Raw genomic sequence first — 25,965 nt, forward strand, 5'->3', positions numbered from 1 at the left:
CGGTTCCGCCGGTGCCGCCGTTGCCTCCGTTGCCGATGAGTCCGGCTGTTCCGCCGTTGCCGCCGTGGCCGCCGGTGCCGCCGGTTATGGTTGCGCCGCCGCCGTTACCGCCGGCGCCGCCGTTGCCGGCCAGTAGTCCGCCGTGGCCGCCGTTGCCGCCGTTGGCGCCGGTTCCGCCGGCTCCGCCGTTGCCGCCGTGGCCGAAAAGTCCGGCGGCGCCGCCGTTGCCGCCGTTGTGGCCGGCGGCCCCGGAGCCGCCGTTGCCGCCGTTGCCCCATAGCCAGCCGCCGGCCCCACCGTTTTGTCCGGTGCCGTTGAGCCCGTTGGCGCCGTTGCCGATCATCGGGCGCCCCAGCAGCCATTGGCTGTCGGCGTTGGCGGTGTTGATCGCGTTGTGGGCGGCGTTGTCGATCTCGGTGGCCCAATACTTGAAGGTGCTGCCGTTGAGCAGGTCGACAAATTGCTGATGCAGCCACTCATAGTCGCGGCTAAATGCCTGCCAGGTTTGGCCGTGGCAAGTCAACAGGGCTGTCATTGCTGCCGAGACCTCATCAGCGCCGGCCGGCAGGAGCCCGGTGGTCGGGACGGCCACAACGGCAGTGGCCTGGCTAAACGCCGAACCGATAGCGGCTAAATCCATTGCCGCGCATTCCAATGCCTGCGGCACGATGGTCACGAACGACAAGACTCATCCTCCATGGGTCCACCAACGCCGTTGTCGGCAACATGTATGCGCGGTTATCCGATCCCAGCGCGCGGGATCACGCTGGATTGCACGGCCAGCGCCGGCGCGGCGGCGCCGACACCGCCGCGGCTGCTTACCTCAGCAGGTGCCGCCGCAGTCGAGCCCGCACCCCTAGGCGTCAACGGCATCATCGGCATACCCTCGGCGGATCCGGCGGATTGAGCCATGGCGGCCGGCGTTGATCCAAGTCCTTGCACCGCCGCACTGGACAACCCGCCGGGCACTGATCCTGGCCAGTTCGGCGGCACCGATACCGCGCTCATGGTGTGGGCCTGACCCAACGCTGCCGACATCGGCGCACCCGTTGCCGCCGTACCACCCAGTCCGCTCAAGGCCATCGACGACGCAGTGCCGCCGACAAGCGGCGACGCCGAGGAGCCGGCAACGGTGGCCGCAGCACCCAATCCGGTGGTCGCCCCGCGGGCACCGGACATCGCCATCATCAACGGCGACATCATCATGCTGGCTGGATACATCCCCACCTCGGCCACCGACAACAACGATGACACCGGTACAACGGACAACACGTCCGTGATCGCGTCAAAGAGCCAACCCAGCGGAGCAACGTGCACGGGCGTGACCGGCATGAGTGGCGGCGTGACCGGCATGAATGGCGGCGTGACCGGCAGGAAGGGTTGAGCCGGTGGGGCACTGAGCGGAGCCAATGTCGAAGCGACCGCGGCCGCCTTGGTGTGATAGCTCACCATTGCGGCGACATCTTGGGCCCACATCTCGGCGTATACACTCTCGGTCGTCGCGATCGCCGGAGCATTTTGGCCCAAGAAATTTGTGGCAATCAGCGTCGCCACCAACGTCCGATTCGCTGTCACCGCCGCCGGATGAACCGTCGCCGAAAACGCCGTCTCATAAGCGGCCGCCGCTGCCTCAGTCGACGCCGCCGACAACTGCGCATGCTCAGCAGCCGCGGTCAACCACCCCATCAACGGCGCTGCGGCCGCCGCCATCGACATCGATGCCGGACCAGCCCACCCTCCATGAACCAACCCAGCGATCACCGACTCAAACGACGACGCCGTCGCCCCCAGATCCTGTGCCAACCCCCGCCACGCAACCGCCGCCCCATGCAACGACGCCGACCCCGCACCCGAATACATCCGAGCCGAATTGACCTCGGGCGGCAACCACAAAAAATCAGAAAACATGCCCCATCCTCCTACCGGCGATACGTACCGTTCACGACGATGCAATCAGTCATATTGGAACCATCAAAAAGCCGCAATTTAACGAACGTGAACTTGCCTTAATTACCTTAGGCATCGAACATGCCTATTCACCTGACCGACTGTGCTGATGCTTTAGACATTAACTCGCGCATAGCGGCCTACGGCCGCCCGGAACATGAGCTTTGAATGCGTCGACTTGAGGTGCTGCCGACGGTGTTCGAGTCACCAAATTCCCCATCGGTCGAGCTGATCGACTCACATCATGCCGCTTACAATTAGGTCCGACTTTCTCACATTTCGCGCATTTTGCAATGTTTAGCTGAAACCGAATTCTTGCCGGAGCAAACTCTCTCGCAACTGACCGTAGATATCAAACGCAAAAATTAATGAATCAATAATCAGCTTCTATCGATCCACCGGTGTCTCCGCCTGACGCATGAATCAACAGCGAACCAGACAGGGCGAAAGTATCCGGTATAGCCGGATCTGGCCTGAGTTTAGACACGCATGGCGAAATCTCGGGGCGGTAGTTTCGTTACCTCCACTTTCGCCGGCTGCGATCGGCGATTGCGGGTGCGCCGAGGTGCCCCACAAACGGTGGACATCTGACATAGCGTGACGATGGTCCCGGGGACGAGTGCTGTTATGCCATGACTGCGGCGATCGACTAGTGCAGGGTTCGGGAGGTCGCGGTGAAGCTGCGGCGTAGCCGCGACGAGGCCACAGGCCTTGCAGCAGCCGAAGTAGCTAGCACCTCACCCTCGATCGGTCGACAGTGAAACGGGCACTACCGCGCCCGGTACTTAACCTGATCCGGCAACCCGCCGCGCGGCAGGGCAAGGCGGTCGCCGGCCGATGCCGTGTGGTGGGCAAATACCCGGTGGACAACGGTCACGGGCACCTTCGGCTTGAACCCTTGCTACGGTGCCCCACCCGCAGACCATGCCCAGCCAGGAAGCCGGCCCCACCAGCGGCATTCGTAGCGGCCTGCGCCGATCGGCCGGCATCGTCGACACGGCTGGGGCCGAAGCGGATTCGATGCATGCACACCTGAGGATATGACGTCCCGACGTTCGAGATTGCCGGCCGGCGACAAGGCCAACCCCACGTCATGAATTGCCTATGAAGCCCGATTCGGCAACCAGGTAGCGGCCAACGCCCCGGTATTATAAGTAGCGAATGTTTCTTCCGAGTAAATTGCATATTTTATGTAGCGTCAGCGCCCTCATCCATCGGGGCGGCGAGAAGGGTTTTGGTGGAGGTGAGCCAAGGTGACTAGAGGCCGGGGGAAACACCGGAAAGCTGCGCCGCCGAGTCGTAGTAGCAGTGTCGGGTTTGGCGGTTGCGGCCGCAACGACTGTCATGCAGATCCATCCGGCAAGCGCGCATATCCACCGGGGTGAGATGACCCATGTGTCCAATATGCCGCCTTTCCCCGTGTATTACGGCGCGATCGCCTACGGTCACGACGGGTCGAATGGCAAGGCATGGCGGCACCTATCCAAGGCGCAGGCCAAGCAGCGCGCCTTGGAGCTGTGCGGGGTCGACACGTGCAAAGTGGTCAGCGTCTTCACCCGATGCGGCGCGGTCGCCCACGACGGCACGAAGTACCACGGCGGTTACGGGTACAACCGCAGCGCGGCAGAAGCACACGCCATGACCAACCTGGGTGGCGGGCGGATCGTCGACTGGGCGTGCAACTAGCCGTTGCCGATCGCGGCGGCAGACCCGGGATCCGCGGGCCGAAGTCCATCCCTGCATTCGGATCCCGGTTAGAGCGCGCTCCTCAACCGAGGAGAGAATGATATTATCCGTATCGAAGAACAGCACTGGCGATTTGGCTGGCGATAACGGCGCCTAGCGGGGCAGATGACTAATCGAAGCGCTTACCGGAAAGACGTTGATCGGCCACCAGCCGAAATGTTAGGTTGTCTATCAGTTGCCCTGGCCGGGCTCGTCGTCGCCGGAGCCGGAGGGTGGGTTTCGTGATCGAGGATGTCGACGGATCGCGCACGCCGCTCATTGACGCCAGCGTGCACATCTTCTTTCCGTCCAACAAAGACCTGCGCAACTTCCTGCGCGAGCCCTTCAAGAGCCGCGGCTTTCCCGACTACGAGATGGATTGGTACGGAGCACCCGGCGGGGAATACGACCCGAGCGCCGAGGGGGCCAACCGTGAATATCCCGGTTCGAACGTGGAAATCGTTGCCGGCGAACTCTTTTCCAAACGCGGTGTCGACGTGGCGATCCTGCATCCGATGGGCCGTGGCATCATGCCCGACCGGCACCTCGGCAGCGCGCTGCACGCCGCCCACAACGAGATGATGGTCTCGCGTTGGCTGGAACACGACCAGTTTGGTGAGAAGTTCCGCGGCACCATCCGGGTCAACCCCGACGACATCGCCGGCGCAGTCCGCGAAATCGACAAGTGGCGCTCCCACCCCCGCGTCGTTCAGATCGGCGTTCCGCTGCAATCCCGCGAGGTCTACGGCAAGCCGCAGTTCTGGCCGCTGTGGGAAGCCGCGGCCGACGCCAACCTGCCGGTGGCGGTCCACATCGAATCCGGCGAAGGCATCGGCTTTCCGCCCACCCCGTCCGGGCACACCCGCACGTACGAGCAATACGTCAGCTTCATGGCGCTGAATTACCTCTACCACCTGATGAACATGATCGCCGAGGGGGTGTTCGAGCGCTTCGGCAACCTGAAGTTCGTCTGGGCCGACGGCGCCGCGGACTTCGTGACACCGTTCATCTGGCGGATGGACGTGTTCGGCCGGCCGCACCTGGAACAGACCCCTTGGGCGCCACGGATACCGAGCGACTACCTGCCCGGCCACGTGTACTTCGTGCAGGGCGGCCTCGATGGTCCCGGTGATGCCGACTTCGCCGGTGAGTGGCTGGCTTTCACCGGCAAGGAGGACATGGTGATGCTCGGCTCCAGCTATCCGCACTGGCAGTGGTGGGACATCCGGCAGCTTCCCACGGCACTATCCGCCGACCAGCGCGAGAAGCTGTGCTGGCGCAACGCCGCCGGCCTCTACGGGATCGAGATTCCTGTCGATGTCGCTAGAGGTTAGTCGGCCCGCAGTCGCAGAAATATGACACGGGGATGAGACGGACTGAGGAGATCACGATGACGCTGACCCATCTACACGAACGGGTTCCCGCAGCCGAGCGCATCGCCGTCCGCTGCGTCGACTCCGACGTTCACCCGGTGCCCAGACGCGGTGAAATCACCCAGTACATCCCGGAACCGTGGCGCAGCAAGTACTTCCTCGACCATAAGGTCGGCGAGCTGATCTACTACGACGCCCCCGATTACGCCCACAGCTTCGCGATGCGCGTCGACACCTTCCCGCCCGACGGCGAATTCCCCGGCAGCGACCCGGATATGGCCTTTCGTCAGCTGATCATGGAGGCCGGCTCCGACATCGCGATCCTCGAGCCCGGCGGCCGGACGCCGCGTCTGCCCGAAGCCCACCAGGCCTATTCGACCGCACTCAATCACTGGCAGGCCAATCACTGGCTCGACAGCCACAACAACTGGCATCAGCGCTGGCGCGGTTCCATCTGCGCGGCGGTGGAGGATCCCGAGGGGGCCGCCCGGGAGATCGAGGAGTGGGCCGGACACCCCTACATGGCGCAGGTGCTGATCAAGGCCGAGCCGCGGCCGTCATGGGGTCACCCGATGTACAACCCCATCTGGGCGGCCGCGACCAAGCACGACATCACCGTGAGCTGTCACCTGTCGCGCAGCAATTACGAGATGCTGCCGACGCCGCCGGTGGGTTTTCCCAGCTATAACCACGACTTCATGGTGACCTACTCGCTGCTGGCCGCCAACCAGGTGATGAGCTTGATCTTTGACGGTGTCTTCGACCGGTTCCCCACATTGCGGATCGTGTTCGTGGAGCACGCGTTCACCTGGATCCTGCCGTTGATGTGGCGCATGGATGCGATCTATGCGGCGCGCAAGTCTCGGGTGGCCATCAAGCGCAAGCCGTCGGAGTACGTCAAGGAACACATCAAGTTCACCACCCAGCCGCTGGACTACCCCGAAGACAAAACGGAACTGACCCGGGCGCTGGAATGGATGGAGTGCGAGAAGATCCTGCTCTTCTCGTCGGACTACCCGCACTGGACGTTCGACGACCCACGTTGGTTGGTCAAGCACCTGCCCAAAGCCGCCCGGGATGCGGTGATGTACAAGAACGGCATCGCCACCTATCACCTGCCGGAATCGGTGCCGGTCCTTGAGGGCCAGACGCGGGTGCTCTGAATTGACCGCTGAAATCACGGGGCAACCCAAGCGGGCCCGCCTCGCCCAAGGCCGCGAACACGTCGTCGCGACGGTGGACGAGATCCCGCCGGGCACCCATAAACTGGTGCCGATCGGGCGGCACGGCGTAGGCGTCTACAACGTCAACGGCACGTTTTACGCCATCGCGAATTACTGTCCGCACCAAGGCGGTCCGCTGTGCTCGGGCCGCGCCCGGGGCCGCACCATCGTGGATGAAAGCGCCCCCGGCGACGCGGTCATGGTCCGCGATCTGGAATTCATCTACTGCCCTTGGCACCAATGGGGTTTCGAGTTGGCAACCGGGACAACGGCGGTCAAACCGGAGTGGAGCATTCGAACCTACCCGGTCCGGGTGGTGGGCAACGACGTCCTGGTGATGGCATGACTCCACGGCAGAGTCAGGTCTGCGCCGTCGAGGTGGAGGGCGGCAACGTCGTGTACGAAATCATCGGCGAATCAGGCGATCTCATTGTTCTGACACCCGGCGGCCGGTTCGGCAAGGATATTCCCGGCCTGCGTCCGCTGGCCGAGGCATTGGTCGACGGTGGCTATCGGGTCCTGTTGTGGGACAGGCCGAATTGCGGTGCCTCCGATGTGCAGTTCTACGGTCAAAGCGAGTCGCACATGCGTGCCGAAACGCTGCGCGGCTTGTTGAGCGCCCTCGGGATCGACCGTTGCATCATCGCCGGCGGTTCCGGCGGGGCACGCGATTCCATGCTGACGACGATGCTCTATCCCGAGCTGGTGGAGAAGCTGGTGGTGTGGAACATCGTCGGCGGCGTGTACGGCATGTACCAGCTGGGCGCCTACTACGTGCTGCCCAGTATCCAGGCGGTGCGCTGGTCGGGTATCGAGGGGCTGCTCAAGGTACCCGAGTGGCGCGAGCGGATCGACCAGAACCCGGCCAACAAGCAGCGGTTCCTCGATCTGAACGCCGACGAATTCCTCACCGTCATGCTGCGCTGGCTCAACGCGTTCGTACCCAAGCCGGGGCAGACGATCCCCGGAGTCGACGACGAAATGTTCGGCCGCATCAAGGTTCCCACGCTGATCATCCGCGGCGGTGAGAACGACTGGGATCACCCCAAGCGCACCTCGCTGGAGGTGAGCTGCCTGATCAAAGGATCCACGTTGATCGATCCGCCGTGGCCGGAGGACGCCTGGGAGCGTGCGGCTGAAGAACGCGCAGCCGGAAAGGTAAAGCACTTCAACATGTTCGACACCTGGGTGCAGGCCGCGCCCGCGATCCTCGAATTCCTGGGCACGTGATGCGCTCACGTGCTGCGGATATGCACCTCACAGTTGAGCGACGCCTCGAGCGCGGTGTGGATCCGGCTCTCCGGGACGCGTCCCAGGTCGGCTTCGCGCAGTGTCACGTCGACGATGTCGAAGCCATCATCGTCGAGCCGGCGGGTTACCTCACCGGTAAGTCCGAAAGCCGACAGCACACCATGGGCGTCGTCGTCGGTGCCCCGGCTGATGAAGGTGACCACCCCGGAAACGGGCGCAGTGTCGAAGGCCTTGGCGCACAGGTCGATTGCTTTCTTCTTGGCGGCTTCGACGTCCTCGCAGGCGATGAGCAGTTCGAGGTCGCGGCGACCGCCCGGCCTGGCCCCGAGGTCGTTGTCCACCAAGTCGGCGCCGACCCCGGCAAGGAGCCCGCGGAGCGTGGCCATGCCCTCGCGTAACCGCGCATCCGCCAGCGCACCGGTCGGGTCGACGTTGACCCGCACCACCGCAGTCCGCATACGGGCAAGCGTAACCGCAGCGATGGCAGGTTAATCGATGGAAGGTACCGACACCGTATTCAGGACCGCAGCCTGGCCGGGCAGCCCGCCCCGGCTGCTGCGGGAGAGCCGCGAACCCGAGGACATCGCGGCTTATCGGGAGCAGGGCGGATACCGACCGCTAGCCGACGCGGACACCTTGCTCCACGAAATCGAATCCGCCGGACTGCTCGGCCGCGGCGGCGCCGCCTTCCCGCTCGGGGTGAAATTGCGCGCGGTACGGCGCAATGGGCGTGCCGCCGGAGGCGCCGTCGTCGTTGCGAATGGCGAAGAGGGAGAGCCGACTTCGATCAAGGACCGCTGGCTGCTGCGTAACCGCCCGCACCTGGTGCTGGACGGGCTGCGGTTGGCCGCGACGATCGTCGGCGCCAAACGCGGCTATGTGTACGTGTCTGACCCGGACGCGGCGCGCGGTGCCGAGGCCGCGCTCGCCGAGCTGGGCTCCGACACACTCGGCGGCGTCGGCATCAGCGTGTGGACAGTGCCGCCCGGGTATGTGGCCGGCGAGGAGACCGCGGCCGTCCGCGCGATCAACGGCGGCCCGGCCAAACCGACCGACAAACCGCCACGTCCATACGAAGTCGGCGTACGCGGACGGCCCACCCTGGTAAGCAATGTGGAGACCCTGGCCAATTTGCCTTACCTGCAGCAGCGCGGGTCGTCGGCGTTTCGGACCCAGGGTACGCCGTCATCGCCGGGGACATTCCTGGCCACCGTCGCCGGAGCCAACCGCCCGCCTGTGCTCTACGAACTCCCGCACGGATTGCGTTTCACCGAATTGCTTGCGCTGCATGGTGTCTCATCCGAACAGGTGCGCGGAACCCTGATGGGCGGCTACTTCGCCGGCTTACTCAACCGCACTGTGCTGGATACCACCCTGGACCACGAGACGATGCGGCGGGCCGGCAGCGGTTTGGGTTGCGGCGCGATATCGGTGATCACCGACGACTGCCCGGTCGCGGTTGCCGCTTCGGTGCTGACTTACTTCGACCGCGAGAACGCCGGGCAGTGCGGTTCGTGTTTCAACGGCACGGCTGCCATGGCCGCCGTCGCTTCAGCGCTGCGCGACTGCGCCGCGACCCCCGAAGACGTTGACCGGCTGCGCCGCTGGTCTGTGGTGCTGCGCGGGCGTGGCGCTTGCGCGACGCTCGATGCCGCGACCAACGTTGCCGGGACGCTGCTCGGCCAGTTCCCTGACGAGGTGGCCCGCCATCTGAGCGGCGACTGCCGCCAGTGCAGTGCCGGCGCTTTTCGTGCCGAGCGTCCCTATCAGGCCACAGCGGTGATCGCATGAGAATTCGTCTTGACCGCACCGTCTGCGACGGCTTCGGCGCGTGCGCCAAGCACGCCCCCTCCTACTTCTCACTCGACGACTGGGGATACGCGTGTCTGGTCGGGGACGGCACCGTCGCCGAAGCGGACCGCGAGGCGGTCATGCGTGCCCTAATGGACTGCCCGGTGCATGCCATCACCGAAATCGGCGACCGCCCACCCCGGGTCGCTCATCCGTTCGCCGCCAGCCCCGAAGACCCTGCCGAGCATCTCAAGACCGAGTCCAACGAAGCGCAGTGGGGATTCACGCGTTGACCGGACGCTGCGCCGGGCTGATCGCCCTGGTGCCCGGAACCAGCAACTTCCGCGTACAGGCCAGGGACGACATTCTCCGGTCGTGGTCCGCGCCACGGCGATCGGTTTGCGATGCCCTGGGGTGCAGGTGGTCTGCGAAGCCAAGTCCTCGCAAGAAGCCAGGCCGCCCCATCGCGATGACAACGGATCGGCCCTATGGCTGGTGGCGGTGAATGACACGCCAGATCCGTAACACTGCGGTGCCCAATTTGATGGATGACCTCGCGCGCCCGGCACGCACCATCGCACCGAGATGGCTCGCCGCATTGTTCGCGTACCACGCGGAGGAAAACCTATCGGCTTCGACTTGCTGGGCCAGTGCGACAACGATTTCCGCTCAAGGCGCATCGCCCGTCAACACGGTTAGCATGTTCCGTCCACTTTCGTGGCTCCGGTGGTTGGATTAGATTAAGGCGTCAACTTTGACGCCGATCACCTGCCCGGTGATGCAGCCGACGCAGCCCCGGAGCACAGAAAGCGGCGCGCCGCAGCGAAAATTGTGTCGGTACCGCGTCTCCGCGTGAAATGGCACTGGCCAGATCGCTATGCGGCGGATGCCTTTTGAGCCACGCCTGCCCCTGGGCCGGTCACGGCTAGGCTAGGCGCTACGTTCTCCGTGAGATTGCCGACTCAAAGCGTCGTGTCGGGCATTCCGAGACTGAGCCGGTACTCTTCGGCCGCGGGTGTCACGGTGTACTCGACGATCTCGCCCGCAGCTGACTTGAGGATCGGCAGCACCTCTTCGGGTGAGGCGTAGAAGAACTCGCGCCGCACATTGGCTTTGTTCACTCGTTTGGATTCGAGCGCCTGGTGCAGCTTCGTCTCAACCGTAACGGCGTCCTCCGAGAAAAAGAGCGTATGGACGTCGTACCGGAATGGCACCGACGCGTCCCCTAACTCGCGTACACGGTCTAGCGGTTCTAGGCGTCGTGTCAACCCGATCTTGACCATGTTTCGCCCAAATGAGCCGATATTCGAGATGACGTACACATAGCCAGCACGGATGTTGGCTGATCGATAGTCAACATCGTCGATGGCGCGCTGGACACCTGCCAGCTTCTCCCGCATCCGTTCGGCGCCATCCAAGTCACCGCCTGCTTCTAGCTTCGCTAAAACGTTTGAGTAGTGGGCGCGCTCCTTCTTTAGTCGCTCACGCTCCGCGTCCAGTTCCTTTTGTGCCCTTCGTTGTTCGCGCAATTCGAAGAGTCGTTCGCGCTCGGCTTCCTTCTCTCGTTGAAGCTGCATCTGAAAGTCGGCGGCAAGTTGCAGTTCGAGCAAACGTAGATCGTGGTAAGACGGCGACACGCGAAGGTCGATCATCCTGCCCTGCTTTTCGATTTGTTCGACGGCCTTGTTGAGGCGAGCTTGCGCGGCACTTAGGTTCCCAGCTTTGACGGTCTTGACGCAGTTCTCGGCTTCGGCGTTGTACGCCCGCAGCATGATTCGGGACATCTGATCCACAAACTTGCGCCCTTGGGGGGCGGAGTTGTTGAACGTGAAGTTGTGGTTCGCGAAGATCGCCGCGTTGCGTCTGGCATATTCCTTGATTTGTCCTCGTACGCGATCAAGTTCTCCACGCAGCGCGACTGACGATTCTGCTGGATGGTGGTACTGGTATAGGCCGACGTCTTGAAGCTGGACGAGGCCCTGCGTTTCGACAAGTTGAGAGCGTGCGAGTTCGATCTCTTCTTGGAGTGCCAGTCTTTCCGCCCGCAGCCGGTCTAGCTCTGTGGCCAGCTGTGTCGTTTCGGCTTTGATCTGTACCAAGTCCTTCACGCCGAGACGCTGCAGCTCCGACTGTAACTCCCGGTTCTCCCGTTGAACGGCCTGAATCTGCCGTTGCAGCTCTTCGACGCGTCGCTTTGCGCCGAAGAAGGACACTCTGTCGGATTGCTCGGCTGCTGTTTCTTCGGGCTTCGCTGCCGCTGCGCGACCTTGCGTATAGCCCGTCCACTGGCTGCCGTCCCAGTAGCGCAGCAGTCCTGGTGAGTGGGGGTCGGGGTACTAGCCTTGGGCAGTCATCACGCAACCAATCTTCTCGCTTGGCTGCCAGCGAGGGCATCGGATCGTCATGTTGAATCGAGAAGGTCCCCATTGTGCCCTACTCTGTACCTCGTTTCGGCGCGTTCGCAATGAGCATTGCGCAGTGAGGCGGAGGCTGTCGTGCCGCTACCGTCCTAACGTCGGATGCATACGCGGTCGCCCACGCCGCTATGCGGCCCAAACTGGCCCTAGCGGTCTTCAGCCCGCAACACCAGAAGCGCCGTCTCGGCCCACGCGGTTATTCGCTAGATCACAGATATCCGATGCTGATAACGTAATTCTCGTATTCGCATAACGTGACTACCAGATTCACCGCGGAGGTGAAGTTGTCAGCAGCGCCGGGACGTTCGCTGCCCCAGATCACCGCCGAGAACGAATTCTTTTGGACCTCAGGCGCGGACGGCCAACTGCGGTTCCAGCACTGTTCGGCCTGCGCAGCGCTGATCCATCCGCCCGCGCCGGTGTGCCGCTATTGCCGATCCCGCGAAACGGGCGTACGTACCGTGTCGGGCCGGGCGACGCTGGCCGGGTTCACCGTCAACCACCGGTTCAGCCTGCCCGGTCTGCCGGCGCCGTACGTGGTCGCGCAGGTGGCGATCGCCGAAGACCCCCGGGTGCGGCTCACCACCAATATCGTGACGTGCGAACCGGATCGGCTGCAGCTCGGTCAACCCGTCGACGTGGTCTTCGAGCAGATCGAGGACATCTGGCTACCGTTGTTTCGGCCGGCCACAGCCGAGCCGCCGGCTGCACTGCCGGTCGACGACATCGAGCCACACCGTTTCGCCGAATACGTCCGTCCCATGCTGACCGCGACGAAGTTCGAGGACAGGGTCGCCCTCACCGGCATCGGCATGTCGGCCATCGGGCGCCGGCTGATGGTGGCGCCGCTGTCACTGACGGTCGATGCCTGCGAGGCCGCCATCGCCGACGCCGGGCTGAGTTTCGCCGACATCGACGGCCTGTCGACCTACCCCGGCGGCGGCAATCTCGGCGGGTTCGGCGAAGGCGGGGTGACCGCCCTGGAGGCGGCGCTGGGCATCCGGCCCACCTGGCACAACGGCGGCATCGAAACCTTCGGCCCGGGCGGATCGGTGATCGCGGCGATGCTCGCGGTGGCCGGTGGTCTGGCTCGCCACGTGCTGTGCTTCCGAACCCTGTGGGAAGCCACGTTCAACGAGCTGATGAAACAGGGCAGGGTCGCCCCGTCCTTCGGATCGGGGGGCCGCACCACCAGCTGGCAGATCCCGTTCGGCGCCACCTCGGCCGCGCACACCCTGGCGATCAACGCGCAACGGCACTGTCACCGTTACGGCACCACCAAAGAAACGCTGGGCTGGATCGCGCTGAACCAGCGGGCCAACGCCGAACTCAACCCCACCGCGGTCTATCGGTCACCGATGACCATGGCCGACTATCTGAACGCGCGGCCCATCACCACACCCTTCGGCCTCTACGACTGCGACGTGCCGTGCGACGGCGCGATAGCCGTCGTCGTCTCCGCGGTCGACGCCGCCCGCGACCTGGCCAAGCCACCGGTGCTGGTGGAAGCCGTCGGGACGCAGATCATCGAGCGAATCGATTGGGACCAAAGCACTCTCACGCATGAACCGCAGGTGCTGGGCCAGGCCGCGCACCTGTGGACCCGCACCTCGCTGCGGCCTGCCGACGTCGATGTCGCCGAACTCTACGACGGGTTCACCATGAATTGCCTGTCCTGGATCGAGGCCCTGGGATTCTGCGGAATCGGTGAAGCCAAAGACTTCCTGGACGGCGGCAAGAACATCGCCCGCGACGGCGTGCTGCCGTTGAACACTCACGGCGGTCAGCTCTCGCACGGCCGCACCCACGGAATGGGCCTGCTGCACGAGGCCGTCAGCCAGCTACGCGGCGAAGCCGGCGCACGCCAGGTCGCCGGCGCCCGCGTCGGCGTGGTCAGCAGCGGCGGCCTGACGCCCAGCGGCGTGATCCTGTTACGGACGCACGCATGAACCGGGCAACCGTGCGTCCCCGGGTGGTCATGGTCGACGGCGTGCCGATGTCCGGACTAATCGCCGAGGCCCAAGATCCCCGGGCGGTCATCGTGGCCCTGCATGGCGGCGGCACCACGTCGACCTATTTCGACTGTCCCGGCCACCCGCAGCTGTCATTGCTACGGCTCGGCGCGACGCTGGGTTTCACCGTGGTCGCACTCGACCGCCCCGGCCACGGCAGCTCGGCGCCGTATCCCGAAGCCGTGCACAGTCCGCACCAGCGGGTTGAGCTTGCCTTCGGAGCCATGGAGCGCATCCTGGGACCGCGCCCGCGCGGCGCGGGCCTGTTCCTGATGGGCCATTCCGGTGGCTGCGAGTTGGTGCTGCGGATGGCCGCCAGCCCGCTCGCCGCCGGGCTGCTCGGCCTCGAACTGGGCGGCACCGGACGGCGCTACCACCCGGCCGCCAAGGAAGTCATGCGAGCGGCCGCCCAACAGGACCGCCCACCCGGGGTGCGCGAGCTGTTGTGGGAGCCGATGCGGTTGTATCCGGTCGACATCATCAGCGCAATCACCAACTCGTCCGTCGCCCCCCGTTACGAACGGAGCGTGGCATTGAACTGGTCGCACCGGGATTTCCCCGAGCTGGCACCTGCGGTGCGGGCCCCGGTGCGGTTCACCCTCGGCCGTCACGACAACGTCTTTCGATCAGACCCGCAAGCCTTGACCGAAATTGCCGACATGTTCTCGGCGGCAGCATGTTTCGTCAGTGAACTGCAGGACGAGGCCGGGCACAATCTCAGTCTCGGTCACAGCGCCGCCGACTATCACCGCAAGGTCTTTGCGTTTGTGCAGGAATGCGTGGAACTACCCCCGACGACAGCCGACGATCAGGAGGCCGGTTGATGTTTCCCACCCGCCCGCAAGCCGCTACCGTTACCGTTACCGTTACAGTCGAACGCTCAGTCGTAACGATCCCGCCCGCCACCCGGTGCTCAAGGAGTGTGCCATGACCACCTCGAAGATTGTCTTCGACCCGTTCTCCGAAGAATTCTTCAACGGCCCCTGGGACACCTACCGGCGGATGCAGGAAGAAGCGCCGGTCTATTACAGCGAGGAATACGACTTCTACGCGCTCACTCGCCACGCTGATGTGGCCGCGGGCCTCAAGGACTTCCAGACGTACTCGTCGGCCTACGGAATCGACCTTGCGATGGTGCGAACCGGGCAGCCGTCGCCGCACAAGGCGATCATCTTCATGGATCCCCCCGAGCACCGCCACATGCGCAGCCTGCTCAACAAGGTCTTCACACCGCGCGCCATCCAGTCGCAGCGGCAGACGGCCATCGACAAGATCGACAAGTACCTGGGCGCGGTTGATCCCAATGGTTTCGACGCGGTGCAGGAGTTTTCCGGCCCGTTCCCGGTCGAAGTGATCACGACCATGCTGGGCGTGCCCGAGGAATATGCCCAGCAAGTGCGGCATTGGATCGACGAGTCGTTGCACCGCGAGCCCGGGCAGGTGGAGGTCGGCGAAAAGGGCATGCAAGCCAACATCAACACGGCGATGCTCTACTACGAATTGGTCCAGCAACGTCGCTCCGAACCGCGCGACGACCTTTTCACCAAGTTGATCAACGCCGAGATCGAACGTGACGACGGACAGCTCACCAAGCTCGACGACCTCGAAATAGCAGGCTTTGCAACATTGTTGGGCGGAGCCGGCGCCGAGACGGTGACCAAGCTCGTCGGTAACGCCCCCGTGGTGTTCGCGCGGTTTCCCGAACAATGGCAGAAGCTGCTCGACGATCGCAGCAAGATCCCCGCCGCGGTCGAAGAACTGCTGCGCTATGAGGCGCCGTCGCAGTATCAGGTCCGCCGTTCGATGAAAGACGTGGAGCTGCACGGTGTCACGATCCCGGCCGGCAAGCCGGTGTTCCTCATCAACGGCGCCGCCAACCGCGATCCGCAAGCCTGGACCGATCCCGACAGATTCGACATCGACCGCGACCCGCACGAAGCCACCAATCTCGGCTTCGGATACGGGATTCACAGCTGTCTGGGCGCGGCGCTGGCCCGGATGGAGAGCGCGATCGCGCTGGAGAAGCTGCTGGACTTCATGCCTCGCTACGAGGTTGAGTGGGCAAACTGCAACAGGGTCCACATGCAAAATGTCCTCGGCTGGCAGAACGTGCCGGTGCGGGTGCTGCGGTGAGGAGGCCGCAATGAGAATCGAAGTCGATTGGGATCTGTGTGAGAGCAACGCGGTATGCATGGGCATCGCCCCGGAGGTGTTCCGGGTCGGCGACGACGACATGCTGACCGTCTTGCAGCCGGAGGTCACTCCCGAAAACGAGGCGCTGGTGCGCGAGGCGGTGCGGCAGTGCCCCCGCCAAGCGATTTCGCTTGTCGACTAGCTGGCGGTGCCCCGGGGGGCCGGCGGTCACGGCGGATTGGGAAGCGCTCCCGACATTTCCGGTGCCGCGGGTCGGACCGGCGCCACCGGAGCCGCAGGAGTAGACGGCCTGCCCGGCTGAGCCGGTCAGCGCTCTCTGATCGCCTGCTCCGGACAGCACTCGATGGCCTCGCGGGCAGCCGCCTCCAATTCCGTTGGCACATCCGAGGTTATCGCTTCGGCGTAACCGTCGTCGGTCAGGCTGAACACTTCGGGGCACAGCGTCAGGCACACGCCATGCCCGCGGCAGCACTGGTCGTCCACCCACACCCTCATACCGGCGTGAACTCCAGGTGCAGCTCGGTGAGACCGCGCAGAATGTAAGTCGGAACATAGTGGTAGCGGCGGTCTTTCGCGGGGCCGTGCATCCGTTCGTCGATCCTGATCTCCGATGTCCGGTCCAGCAGGCGCTCGATTGCCACCCGGGTTTCGGCACGCGCCAGCGGGGCACCGGGACAGCTGTGGATCCCCCGCCCGAACGAGAGATGCTGGCGGGCGTTTTTGCGGTCCGGGTCGAACGTGGCGGGCTCGGCGAACCGGCGCGGATCCCGATTGGCCGCGGCCTGCAAAACCATCACCGTCGTGCCGGCCGGCAGGTCGACGCCGCCTACGCTGACCGGTACCCGGGACAAGCGAAAGTCGCCCTTGACCGGGCTCTCGATGCGCAGCGTCTCCTCGATGAAGTTGGGGATCAGGCTGCGATCCCTGCGCAATTGCCTCTGGATATCGGGGCGCTCCCCGATCACCTGCAAGGCCGCCCCCAACAGCCGCACCGTGGTTTCCTGCCCCGCCGAAAAGACATTGCAGGCGACCCGGGCCACGTCTTCGACATCGGGAATGGAGCCGTCGGGGAAGGTGGCGGTGGCCAGGCCGGTCAGCACGTCGTCGCGGGGCTGGCCGCGCCGGTCGCGGACGTAGTCGGCGAAGGTTCCGTAGAGAAATTCCAGCGGGTTGTGCGCCAACGGTTTCTCGCCGGTGCCGCCGACGCCGCCGCCCGCGTGACGGTGGATGTTGGCGACGAAGGTGTCGCGGTCTTCGTCGGGAACACCGAGCAAGTCAGCGATGACCAGCAGCGTGAACGGGCTCGCGAAGTCCTTGATGAAATCGCCTTGTCCCGCAGCCAGATACCCGTCGAGCACCCGGTCGGCCAGCAGCCACATGGCGTCTTCGTTTTCCTTGAGCCGCTTCGGGGTGATCAGCCGCATCAACAGGGCGCGGTGGTTGGTGTGCGTCGGCGGGTCCAGGGTGGGCAGCTGGTCGCTGAACGGCAGCTCGTCGCGGTGCTGCTCGATCAGACCGGTGACGTCGTCACCCTCGAGCGGCACCGGGAAACCGGGAAACGGCCCCGTCACCGAGATGCAGGAGGAAAACATCTCGGCGTCGTTCAACACCGCCGCGGCTTCATCCCAGCCGGTCACCATGGTCACCCCGTAGTGGCCTTCTCGGGTCACCGGGCAGTGCTCGCGCAGCGCCTCGTAATACGGGTAGGGATTCTCGACGAGCCGCTTGTCGCGGAAGAAGTCCATCTCGCCGTAATCACTCACGAGAACCTCCCTCTCACTGATGAGTATGACATTTCCATAGGAGGTGGCCGGCGTCAACGTGACCTCTCGCGCTGACCGTGAATACGGCGACGGGACACGCCGCACTGGCGCCCTTAGTTCATCAGCTCGACCACGGTGGCGTTGGCCGTGCCGCCGCCTTCGCACATGGTCTGCAGACCGTAGCGAATTCCGTTGTCGCGCATGTGATGAACCATGCGCGTCATGAGCACCGCGCCGGAGGCGCCCAGCGGGTGACCGAGCGCGATTGCCCCGCCGAGCGGATTCAGCCGGCGCGGGTCGGCGCCGGTCTCGGCCAGCCAGGCCAGCGGCACCGGCGCGAAGGCCTCGTTGACTTCGAACACGCCGACTTCCTCGAGGCTGACGCCGGACTTGCGCAGCACCTTTTCGGTCGCCGGAATCGGTCCAGTGAGCATAAGCACCGGGTCCGCACCGGTGACCGCTCCGGCGCGGTACCGCACGATCGGCGTCAGGCCCAGCTCCAGCGCCATCTGCGACGTCGTCACCAGCAGAGCCGCCGCGCCATCGGAGATCTGCGACGAGTTGCCGGCATGGATCACTCCGTCCTCGACGAAGGCCGGCTTGAGTGCGGCCAGCTTCTCGACGGTGGTGCCGCGCCGCACGCCCTCATCGGCGTTGACGACGGCTCCGTCGTCGCCAAAGACCGGGACGATCTGTTCGGTGAAGGCGCCGCCGTCCTGGGCCGCGGCGGCCCGCTCGTGCGACAACGCCGAGTATTCGTCGAGCCGGCTGCGGGACAAGCCCCATTTCTTGGCGATCAGCTCCGCGGACAGGCCCTGGTTGAACGAGAAGTTGTCATAGCGGGCAAGCACTTTCGGGCCGTACGGCATCCCCGTTGACCTGGCGGACCCGAGCGGCACGCGGCTCATCACCTCGACACCGCCGGCCATCACGACATCCTGCTGGCCCGACATCACCGCCTGCACCGCGAAGTCCAGGGCCTGCTGGCTGGATCCGCACGCCCGGTTGACGGTGGTGCCCGGAATGCTCTCCGGCCAGCCCGCCGCCAGGACCGAGAAGCGGCCGATATTGCTGGACTGGTCGCCCACCTGCGACACGCAGCCCCAGATCACGTCGTCGATGATTTCCGGGCTGACCCCGGTGCGCTCCAGCAGTTCGTTGAGCACGACCGCGGACAGGTCGGCGGGATGGATGCCAGACAGTCCGCCATTGCGCTTGCCCACAGCGGTACGGACGGCTTCGACGATGACTGTTTCCCGCACGCATGTGCTCCGATCTCGATACCGGTACCTGCCCCACCGACCAGTAAAGCCAGTAAACCCAGTAAAAGAAGCCTTGCAACATTCGGCGGTCCATCGAACGTATCTCAACGAAACCCTGATGTGGTGTGGCGTGTGACATAAAATCTCTTCCTGCCAAGGTGCTCGAGTTGGCGTGGTCGCCCACATGGCGTTTGGGAGGCGCTACCCGCGCTGGCCAGTCTCATGGAACGCCGGCCGGAAAAGAGGCGACTGTCATGAATTTTTCCGTAATGCCACCCGAGATCAACTCGTTGCGGATCTTTGCTGGCGCGGGCTCGGCGCCGATGCTGGAGGCCGCCGTGGCCTGGGACAGCCTCGCCGCTGAGTTGGGCTCGGCAGCGGAGTCGTTCGGGTCTGTGACCGCGGGGTTGGCGGGTCAGGCGTGGCAAGGTGCGGCGTCGAGGGCAATGGTGGCGGCGGCTGCGCCCTACTCGGGATGGTTGAGCACGGCGGCGGCCCGGGCTGCGGCGGCGTCGGCTCAGGCCAAAGCCGTGGCGAGCGCGTTCGAGACGGCTCGCGTGGCCATGGTTCACCCGTTGGCGGTGGCGGCCAATCGCAATGCGTTCGTGCGGTTGGTGTTGTCGAATGTGTTCGGTCAAAATGCGCCGGCGATTGCCTTGGCGGAGGCCCAGTACGAGCAGATGTGGGCTGCCGATGTTGCCGCGATGGTGGGTTATCACGGCGGAGCGTCGGCGGCGGCGGCGCACTTGCAGTCATGGCAGAGGGGTCTGCAGCAGGCGTTGTCGGGCGTGCTCGGCCTACCTGCCAGCGCTGCCGCGGCTGCGGCGCAAAACCCCGCGGCTGGCTCCGCAGCAGCCGGTGCGGCGGCCGGGGCAGCGGCCGCCACACCCGTCGGGAACAACGGCAACCTACAGCTGGGCGGCGGAAACACCGGTGATTCCAATCTGGGCAGCGGGAACATCGGCAACGCCAACCTGGGCAGCGGAAACACCGGCAACGCCAACCTGGGCGGCGGGAACATCGGCAACGCCAACCTGGGCAGCGGGAACAAGGGCAACATCAACGTTGGCAACGGAAACTTCGGTTCCGCAAACTTCGGCGACGGAAATATCGGCATCAGAAACGCCGGCGCCGGAAACAACGGCACCGCCAATATGGGCGCCGGCAACTTCGGCACCGGCAACTTCGGCTTCGGAAACATCGGCAACGGAAACTTCGGTGGCGGCAACATCGGCCCCGGAAACGTCGGCGACGGGAACAACGGCAGCACAAACCTAGGCAGCGGAAATCTCGGCAACTTCAACCTGGGTAGCGGTAACCTCGGCAGCAACAACGTCGGCTTTGGAAACCACGGCAACAACAACGTGGGCTTCGGGCTCACCGGCAACAACCAGGTGGGTATCGGCGGACTGAATTCGGGAAACAACAACATCGGTTTCGGGAATTCGGGCGACAACAATATCGGCTTCTTCAACTCGGGCAATAACAACGTGGGCTTCTTCAACTCGGGCAACGGCAATGTCGGGTTCGGGAACTCGGGAGCCACGAACGGCGGCTTTTGGAACGCGGGCGGCGGCAACACCGGCTTCGGGAACGCGGGCTTCACCAACACGGGCTTCGGGAACGCGGGCGATACCAATACGGGCTTCGGGAACGCAGGCCGCCTCAACGCGGGCTATGGGAACGCAGGCATCTTGAATGCCGGCTACGGAAACGCGGGAAATGTCAATGCGGGCTTCGGCAACGCGGGCATCCAAAATACGGGCTGGGAAAACTCTGGAACCGTTAATACCGGTTTCGGGAATGCCGGTATGACCAACACGGGGTGGGGAAACTCAGGCAACATCAACACGGGCTTTCTCAACTCGACGAACCTGAGCACGGGTGTGGGTAATTTGGGTTCGGTGGGCCCGAACTCGGGCTTCGGTCATACCGGCGCGAACAACTCGGGCTTCTTCAACACCAGTACCGGCGGCTTCAACTCGGGCTTCTTCAACGCGGGCGTCGGTGGCGTGAATTCGGGTATCAATAACTCGGGCGCCTCCAACGTGGGAATCAACAATTCGGGCTTTGCCAACGTTGGCATAGGAAATACGGGCGCCCGTAACGCGGGCATCGCCAACTCCGCCCCCAACATCGTCATCGGCACCTCCGGCGTGGCGAACTCGGCTACCCTCAGCTCGGGTGGCTTCAACACCGGAACCTCACTGTCGGGTTTCTTCCACTAACGAATCTGGCAACCCGACCCACTGCGACGCACGTTTCGGCGCCGGAACCCGGCGGCTAGCACCAGTACGCCGAATTGTCGGCCTGCCGGAATTGCGTGGATGAGTGGACCTGCGGTTGTACCATGCCTGCACCGCTTCGAGATCCCGCACGATTGGACCGTTGGCAAGGCCCTCAATGGCTCCTCGGCAGCTTCGAGTCATGCACCCCAAGGTAATTCAGGCTCATCGCCGGGCTGATCGGTGCGATCTGCATCGGGCGTGCCACGGCCAGCGAATCGGCCCGTGGACGCCTCAGCGAGCCGACGCGATGGCCGCGAGCGGCCCGCCCCAGCACGAGGCCTCAACGGGCCGACGCCGGGGAGGCGTTGAGTCCGTGCAGCAACAGGTCGGCGATCTCCTGGTACGCCTGGCCCGCGGTGAGCCCGGTGGGGTCGAGCAGCGCGCCCGATTGCACGCCGTCGATCGCCAGGGCGATCAGCTGGCCGACGAAGAGCCCGTTGACGTCGCGTAGCGCGCCGGCACGGATACCGTCGGCAATGAATTGGTGGACCCGATGTGCGGCGGCGGCAGAATTCAGCCGGTAGATGTCGGCGGTCGGGCGATAGCTCTTCATGTCCGCATAGAAGCTGGGCGAGCAGCGGTTCATTGCCGATCCGATCGCCGCAAGATAGACCGAGATGCGCAGCCGAGGGTCGGTGACGGTGGCGACGGCCTCCTCGATCTCGGCGGTGGCGTTGCGGAAGAACTGCTTGGTGACGACGACGGCGAGCTGCTCCTTGCTGCCCGCGAGGCTGTACAGCGTGGCTTTGGAACAGCGCAACCGCTGCGCGATGTCATCGACGGTCAGGCTCTTGAAGCCTTCGGCGAGCAGCAGATCCTCCAGGTCGGCAAGCAATCGAGCGCGTCGGCGCTGATCCACCCGGCGCCGCCGGACAGACCCGCCGTCGTCCAATGCGCCACTGTCGGCCGCCGTACTCATCGCCTCATTATCCGGCGCGGGCGGTCGTCTCAGAGCGCACCGACCGGCTTGGGACACAACACAGCCAGCTGTAACCTCATTCTCAGGCTCGGTAACTTAATGGGTACTATTGTACGTCAATATGTACCCACCGATTCCGGACGCCACGGCGTGTATTGATGGTGAGCGGTTGAACTCCCGGCAACGAGTCGACGAGCTCCGAGAACAGTTTTGCGACGCGCACGCCGACGTCGCATGGTTGCTCTGCGATCGCCATCCGGCCCAGCGCATCGCGTTCACCGTGGTCGGCGACGGCGGGTCGGTGTCCATGACGTTCGGCGAGCTCGCCACCGCGTCGCACCGCTCCGCGCAGGCCTTTCGCGCCGCGGGCGTACGTCGCGGCGATCGCGTGGCGACATTGATGGGCAAGAGCGTCGATCTCGTCGTCACCATCTTGGCCACCTGGCGGCTCGGCGCGGTGTACGTACCGTTGTTCACCGCATTCGGGTCCGACGCAATCGCCGAACGTCTGGAGCGGTCCGGCACGGTGTTGGTGGTGGCCGACCCCGACCAACGCCACAAGCTGGCCCCCAGCGCCCACCGGAAGGTCCTGGTCACGGGCGCCGCGCCGGTCACGCCCGACGGCGACCGATTGCTGGCCGACGCCGTCGCGACGGCGGCACCGGAGCCGGTCGGCCGCGTCGCGGTCGGTGGCGACGGAGCGCTGGTCCACATGTTCACATCCGGCACCACCGGAAAACCCAAGGGTGTCGTGCACCCCGTGGCCTATCTGGCCGGTTTTCAGGCCTACCTGGAATACAGCCTGGGCGTGACGTCCGACGACAGCTTCTGGTGTGCGGCCGACCCGGGCTGGGCCTACGGGCTCTGCACCGCCATCGCCGCACCGATGGCCGCCGGCGTCTCGAGCATTCTGCTGCGGGGAGGCTTCAGTGCCGAGTCCACCTGGCGGACGCTCTCCGAACACCGGGTCACCAATTTCGCTGCTGCCCCAACGGTTTTCCGCAGCCTGCGGGCCTCGTCGACGGGCGTGCCCGCCGACCTCGAACTCGCCCGCGCCTCCAGCGCCGGAGAACCGCTCACCGCCGAAGTCAACGAATGGGCGCGCCAGGCATTGGGCTTGCTGGTGCACGACCACTTCGGCCAAACCGAACTCGGCATGGTCGTGGGTAACCACCATCACCCCGAACTGGCGCGACCGGTCAAACCCGGGTCGATGGGCCGCCCGCTGCCCGGGTGGTCGGTGACCGTGTTGGGCGACGATGACCGGCCGGCGCCTCCGGGCGTTCTGGGCCGCGTCGCCATCGACGTGGCGGCCAGTCCTTTGCTGACATTCACCCGATACCAGGATCAGGCTCATGGTGGCCGGTTCAGCGCCGATCGCCGCTATTACCTCACCGGTGATATCGCCCGCGTCGACGACGACGGAGACTTCTTCTTTTTCGCGCGCGATGACGACGTAATCATCATGGCGGGCTATCGCATCGGACCGGCAGACGTCGAGTCGGTGCTGTCGCGGCACCCGGGCGTCGCCGAATGTTGCGTGGTGGCCGCACCCGACGAGGTTCGCGGCGAGGTGATCGAGGCCTACGTCGTCCTGCACGACAACCATCCACGGTCGGCAGGACTCGTGGCCGAGCTGCAGCGGTTTGTCAAGGAAAACTATGCCGCCCATGCCTACCCGCGCCACGTGCACTTCGTCGACGAACTTCCCAAAACCAGCAGTGGGAAAGTTCAGCGGTCGGTGTTGCGCCGGCAACGCCAAGAAGCAGCAGAGCCGCAAACCACATGAGCAGCAACGGGACTGACGGTTGCCTGCAGGTCGAGCAGCGCGGCGCCGTCCGGTGGCTGCGGCTCAACAGACCGGCGCAACGCAACGCGCTCAACCGTGAGCTGGTCGAGGCGCTGACCGAGCAGATCACCCGAGCCGAGACCGACCCGCAGACCGCGGTGGTGGCCGTCGCCGGCAACGGACCCAGCTTCTGCGCCGGCGGAGACTTCCGTCATCTCCTCGAGTTGCATCAGCGTGGCCGCAATCCGGTGCACTTCTTGAAGACGGTGTCGGACTGCTTCAGCAGAATCGAAGCCAGCCCGGTGCCGTGGGTGGCTGTCCTGCACGGGCATGCCGTCGCCGGCGGCCTGGAGCTGGCCTTGGCCTGTGACGTCGTGATCGCCGCCGAAACAACCATGATCGGTGACGGTCACCTCAACAACCAACTGCTGCCTGCCGCCGGCTCCAGCACGCGGCTGGCACGTGCGGTCGGGCACGGCCTGTGCCGGTGGCTGATGCTCACCGGTGACCTATTGCCGGCGATCGAACTCGCCGAGGCTGGCTGGATCCTGCGCGTCGTTCCCCCCGATCGGCTCGACGAGACGGCCGAAACGGTATGTGCCCGATTGGCCGAACGTGCCGGACCCGCCCAGCGCAGCCTCAAGACGCTGTTGCATCGGATCGACTCGGCCGATACCGTACGCGCCCTACACGAAGAGCTGGAAGCCTTTGCACAACACTGGGATACCGGCGATCCACCGGCCGCCGTCCAGGCGTTTCTGCAGCACCGGTTCAGCGAGCGAGAAGTCCGATGAACCGATATGTCGGCCGCGTCGTCGCGATCACCGGTGCAGCCCAAGGGCTTGGGCTGGCCATGGCCAACCGGTTTGCTGCCGAGGGGGCCGCCGTCGCCATGGCCGACGTCCGCGCCGACACCCTGCTCAGCGCCGGAGAAAAGATTGCCGCGGGGGCCGGCGGACCGGTGCGTTGTGATGTCGTCGACGTCAGCTCCGCTGCCGCAGTGGACGATTGGATTGCCAAGACAACCAACGAATTAGGGCGTCTCGACGTGCTGATCAACAACGCCGGGATCATCCGGGACAACCGCCTGCAAAACATCGCCGACGACGACTGGCAGTCGGTCCTGGCGATCAACCTCAGCGGCGCGTTCTACTGTGCGCGGGCCGCATTCGCGCCCATGACCGATCAGGGCTACGGCAGGATCGTGAGCTTCTCATCGATGTCGTGGCACGGAAACTTCGGTCAGAGCAATTACGCGGCCGCTAAGGCGGGAATCGTGGGCCTGACACGCGCCATCGCTCTCGAAGGTGCCGAGCATGGCATCACCGCCAACGCGATTGCGCCCGGCCTGATCGACACCCCGATGTTGGCATCGATGGATGGCGCGGTCCGCAGCAAACTGATCGGCAAGATTCCCATGAAACGTGTCGGCCGACCCGACGATATCGCCGAGGCGGCGGCATTCCTTGCCTCGCCGGCTGCCGGTTACCTCACCGGTGTCGTGCTCGACGTGGATGGCGGCATCTCCATTGGGTCATCCATCCGCTAGTGACCGAATTGACAGTGAGATTGAGGAGGAACCCATGTTGAACACGACGCCGGTCGAAACGATGGACGCCGGAGATGCGACATTCGATGCTGCCGACCGCTTGGCGATCATCAATTTGCTGGGCGCTTACGCCTACCTTTACGACCAAGACCACCTCGACGAGCATCGCGGCTTGTTCACCGAGTCACCGGAGCTGTTCTTGGTGCAAGAAGACCACACCCTGTCGGCCGACATGGACACGGTGGCATCCCTTGCAGCAGCACGGAAAGCGGCGTTCAACGCCGAGAACAACCGACGTCGGCACGCGATCGATTCGGTGTGGTTCACGAGCCAAACCGCCACCGAAGCGACCGGCCACTGCTATGTCCAGGTTTTCGCCATCCGTGACGGCGGCCCACCCACCGCCGACTTGACGGCCTGCTACGACTTCACGGCAGTCAAGCAGCACGGCGTATGGCGATTCAGCCGCTGGGTCCTCGGAATAGACCAGAGCAACACCTGA

Annotated in this window: 24 protein-coding genes and 1 pseudogene; 16 read left to right on the forward strand and 9 right to left on the reverse strand. The window is 64.7% G+C overall.

Annotated features, from left to right (window positions below; all coding sequences use genetic code 11):
* Both EET13_RS23830 and EET13_RS23835 read right to left on the reverse strand, forming a co-directional pair.
* A partial coding sequence (locus EET13_RS23830) for a PE family protein (RefSeq protein ID WP_136623239.1) occupies window positions 1-685 on the reverse strand: 685 nt, incomplete at its 3' end.
* Between the two features lie 53 nt (window positions 686-738).
* Window positions 739-1,908, reverse strand: coding sequence for a PPE family protein (locus EET13_RS23835; RefSeq protein ID WP_122444580.1), 1,170 nt, complete (start codon window positions 1,906-1,908; stop codon window positions 739-741).
* 1,425 nt (window positions 1,909-3,333) lie between these two features.
* On the opposite strand from EET13_RS23835, the gene EET13_RS23840 reads away from it, so the two are divergent.
* From EET13_RS23840 to EET13_RS23860, 5 genes are all read left to right on the forward strand, one after another.
* Complete coding sequence (locus EET13_RS23840) at window positions 3,334-3,633, forward strand: DUF4189 domain-containing protein (RefSeq protein WP_244604079.1); 300 nt, start codon at window positions 3,334-3,336, stop codon at window positions 3,631-3,633.
* A 281-nt stretch (window positions 3,634-3,914) separates the two neighbouring features.
* Window positions 3,915-5,006 carry an amidohydrolase family protein gene (locus EET13_RS23845; RefSeq protein ID WP_122444659.1) on the forward strand — a complete coding sequence of 364 codons (1,092 nt, stop codon included), beginning with the start codon at window positions 3,915-3,917 and terminating at the stop codon, window positions 5,004-5,006.
* 56 nt (window positions 5,007-5,062) lie between these two features.
* Window positions 5,063-6,208, forward strand: coding sequence for an amidohydrolase family protein (locus EET13_RS23850; RefSeq protein WP_122444660.1), 1,146 nt, complete (start codon window positions 5,063-5,065; stop codon window positions 6,206-6,208).
* A gap of 1 nt (window position 6,209) precedes the next feature.
* Window positions 6,210-6,614 (forward strand): Rieske (2Fe-2S) protein, encoded by a 405-nt coding sequence (locus tag EET13_RS23855; protein ID WP_425293721.1) that lies wholly within the window; start codon window positions 6,210-6,212, stop codon window positions 6,612-6,614.
* Entirely contained in the window at window positions 6,611-7,498 is an 888-nt protein-coding gene (locus EET13_RS23860; RefSeq protein ID WP_122444582.1) for an alpha/beta fold hydrolase, read from the forward strand. The genes EET13_RS23855 and EET13_RS23860 overlap by 4 nt, the downstream gene beginning before the upstream one ends.
* A 5-nt stretch (window positions 7,499-7,503) precedes the next feature.
* Here EET13_RS23860 and EET13_RS23865 read toward each other — a convergent pair whose 3' ends face one another.
* Window positions 7,504-7,977 carry a hypothetical protein gene (locus EET13_RS23865; RefSeq protein ID WP_122444583.1) on the reverse strand — a complete coding sequence of 158 codons (474 nt, stop codon included), beginning with the start codon at window positions 7,975-7,977 and terminating at the stop codon, window positions 7,504-7,506.
* Window positions 7,978-8,014: 37 nt separating this feature from the next.
* Between EET13_RS23865 and EET13_RS23870 the strand changes: the two genes are divergently transcribed.
* Together EET13_RS23870 and EET13_RS23875 are read left to right on the forward strand one after the other, a co-directional pair.
* Window positions 8,015-9,310, forward strand: coding sequence for an NADH-ubiquinone oxidoreductase-F iron-sulfur binding region domain-containing protein (locus EET13_RS23870; RefSeq protein WP_122444584.1), 1,296 nt, complete (start codon window positions 8,015-8,017; stop codon window positions 9,308-9,310).
* Window positions 9,307-9,603: a ferredoxin gene (locus EET13_RS23875; protein ID WP_122444585.1), complete on the forward strand. Its 297-nt coding sequence runs from the start codon at window positions 9,307-9,309 to the stop codon at window positions 9,601-9,603. Before EET13_RS23870 ends, EET13_RS23875 begins: the two co-directional genes overlap by 4 nt.
* 669 nt (window positions 9,604-10,272) lie before the next feature.
* Here EET13_RS23875 and EET13_RS32455 read toward each other — a convergent pair.
* Window positions 10,273-10,887, reverse strand: a complete 615-nt coding sequence (locus EET13_RS32455; protein WP_483237992.1) for a GIY-YIG nuclease family protein — start codon at window positions 10,885-10,887, stop codon at window positions 10,273-10,275.
* Window positions 10,888-11,634, reverse strand: a pseudogene (locus tag EET13_RS33130) (SNIPE associated domain-containing protein); the annotation flags it as partial. It lies immediately after the preceding gene.
* Between the two features lie 377 nt (window positions 11,635-12,011).
* Here EET13_RS33130 and EET13_RS23885 point away from each other — a divergent pair.
* The 4 genes from EET13_RS23885 to EET13_RS23900 all read left to right on the forward strand — a co-directional run bounded on the left by EET13_RS23885 (window position 12,012) and on the right by EET13_RS23900 (window position 16,074).
* Window positions 12,012-13,676: a thiolase C-terminal domain-containing protein gene (locus EET13_RS23885; RefSeq protein ID WP_122444662.1), complete on the forward strand. Its 1,665-nt coding sequence runs from the start codon at window positions 12,012-12,014 to the stop codon at window positions 13,674-13,676.
* Window positions 13,673-14,563, forward strand: a complete 891-nt coding sequence (locus EET13_RS23890) for an alpha/beta fold hydrolase (RefSeq protein WP_122444586.1) — start codon at window positions 13,673-13,675, stop codon at window positions 14,561-14,563. Before EET13_RS23885 ends, EET13_RS23890 begins: the two co-directional genes overlap by 4 nt.
* A gap of 103 nt (window positions 14,564-14,666) precedes the next feature.
* Window positions 14,667-15,872, forward strand: coding sequence for a cytochrome P450 (locus tag EET13_RS23895; protein ID WP_122444663.1), 1,206 nt, complete (start codon window positions 14,667-14,669; stop codon window positions 15,870-15,872).
* A 10-nt stretch (window positions 15,873-15,882) separates the two neighbouring features.
* Complete coding sequence (locus tag EET13_RS23900) at window positions 15,883-16,074, forward strand: ferredoxin (RefSeq protein WP_122444587.1); 192 nt, start codon at window positions 15,883-15,885, stop codon at window positions 16,072-16,074.
* 125 nt (window positions 16,075-16,199) lie between these two features.
* Here the strand turns inward: EET13_RS23900 and EET13_RS23905 are convergent, their stop codons facing one another.
* From EET13_RS23905 to EET13_RS23915, 3 genes are all read right to left on the reverse strand, one after another.
* Window positions 16,200-16,388 carry a ferredoxin gene (locus tag EET13_RS23905; RefSeq protein ID WP_122444588.1) on the reverse strand — a complete coding sequence of 63 codons (189 nt, stop codon included), beginning with the start codon at window positions 16,386-16,388 and terminating at the stop codon, window positions 16,200-16,202.
* Complete coding sequence (locus tag EET13_RS23910; RefSeq protein WP_122444664.1) at window positions 16,385-17,638, reverse strand: cytochrome P450; 1,254 nt, start codon at window positions 17,636-17,638, stop codon at window positions 16,385-16,387. Before EET13_RS23910 ends, EET13_RS23905 begins: the two co-directional genes overlap by 4 nt.
* Window positions 17,639-17,769: 131 nt before the next feature.
* Window positions 17,770-18,918 (reverse strand): thiolase family protein, encoded by a 1,149-nt coding sequence (locus tag EET13_RS23915; protein WP_122444589.1) that lies wholly within the window; start codon window positions 18,916-18,918, stop codon window positions 17,770-17,772.
* A 254-nt stretch (window positions 18,919-19,172) separates the two neighbouring features.
* On the opposite strand from EET13_RS23915, the gene EET13_RS23920 reads away from it, so the two are divergent.
* On the forward strand, window positions 19,173-21,146 hold the full coding sequence (locus EET13_RS23920; protein WP_036393760.1) for a PPE family protein: 1,974 nt from the start codon (window positions 19,173-19,175) through the stop codon (window positions 21,144-21,146).
* Between the two features lie 340 nt (window positions 21,147-21,486).
* On the opposite strand, the gene EET13_RS23925 is transcribed toward EET13_RS23920, so the two are convergent.
* The gene (locus EET13_RS23925; protein WP_122444590.1) at window positions 21,487-22,125 is read right to left on the reverse strand and encodes a TetR/AcrR family transcriptional regulator; all 639 of its coding nucleotides are present in this window, start codon (window positions 22,123-22,125) and stop codon (window positions 21,487-21,489) included.
* Between the two features lie 121 nt (window positions 22,126-22,246).
* On the opposite strand from EET13_RS23925, the gene EET13_RS23930 reads away from it, so the two are divergent.
* Genes EET13_RS23930 through EET13_RS23945 form a run of 4 tightly spaced genes read left to right on the forward strand, consistent with a single transcriptional unit; the run spans window position 22,247 to window position 25,965 of the window.
* Complete coding sequence (locus EET13_RS23930; protein ID WP_211189126.1) at window positions 22,247-23,914, forward strand: AMP-binding protein; 1,668 nt, start codon at window positions 22,247-22,249, stop codon at window positions 23,912-23,914.
* Entirely contained in the window at window positions 23,911-24,708 is a 798-nt protein-coding gene (locus EET13_RS23935) for an enoyl-CoA hydratase/isomerase family protein (RefSeq protein WP_122444591.1), read from the forward strand. Before EET13_RS23930 ends, EET13_RS23935 begins: the two co-directional genes overlap by 4 nt.
* A complete protein-coding gene (locus EET13_RS23940) occupies window positions 24,705-25,463 on the forward strand; it encodes an SDR family oxidoreductase (RefSeq protein ID WP_122444592.1) in 759 nt (252 codons plus the stop codon). Before EET13_RS23935 ends, EET13_RS23940 begins: the two co-directional genes overlap by 4 nt.
* 34 nt (window positions 25,464-25,497) lie before the next feature.
* The gene (locus EET13_RS23945) at window positions 25,498-25,965 is read left to right on the forward strand and encodes a nuclear transport factor 2 family protein (RefSeq protein WP_168990874.1); all 468 of its coding nucleotides are present in this window, start codon (window positions 25,498-25,500) and stop codon (window positions 25,963-25,965) included.

It is taken from the genome of Mycobacterium attenuatum (assembly GCF_900566085.1).
GTDB classification, from domain to species: Bacteria; Actinomycetota; Actinomycetes; order Mycobacteriales; family Mycobacteriaceae; genus Mycobacterium; species Mycobacterium attenuatum.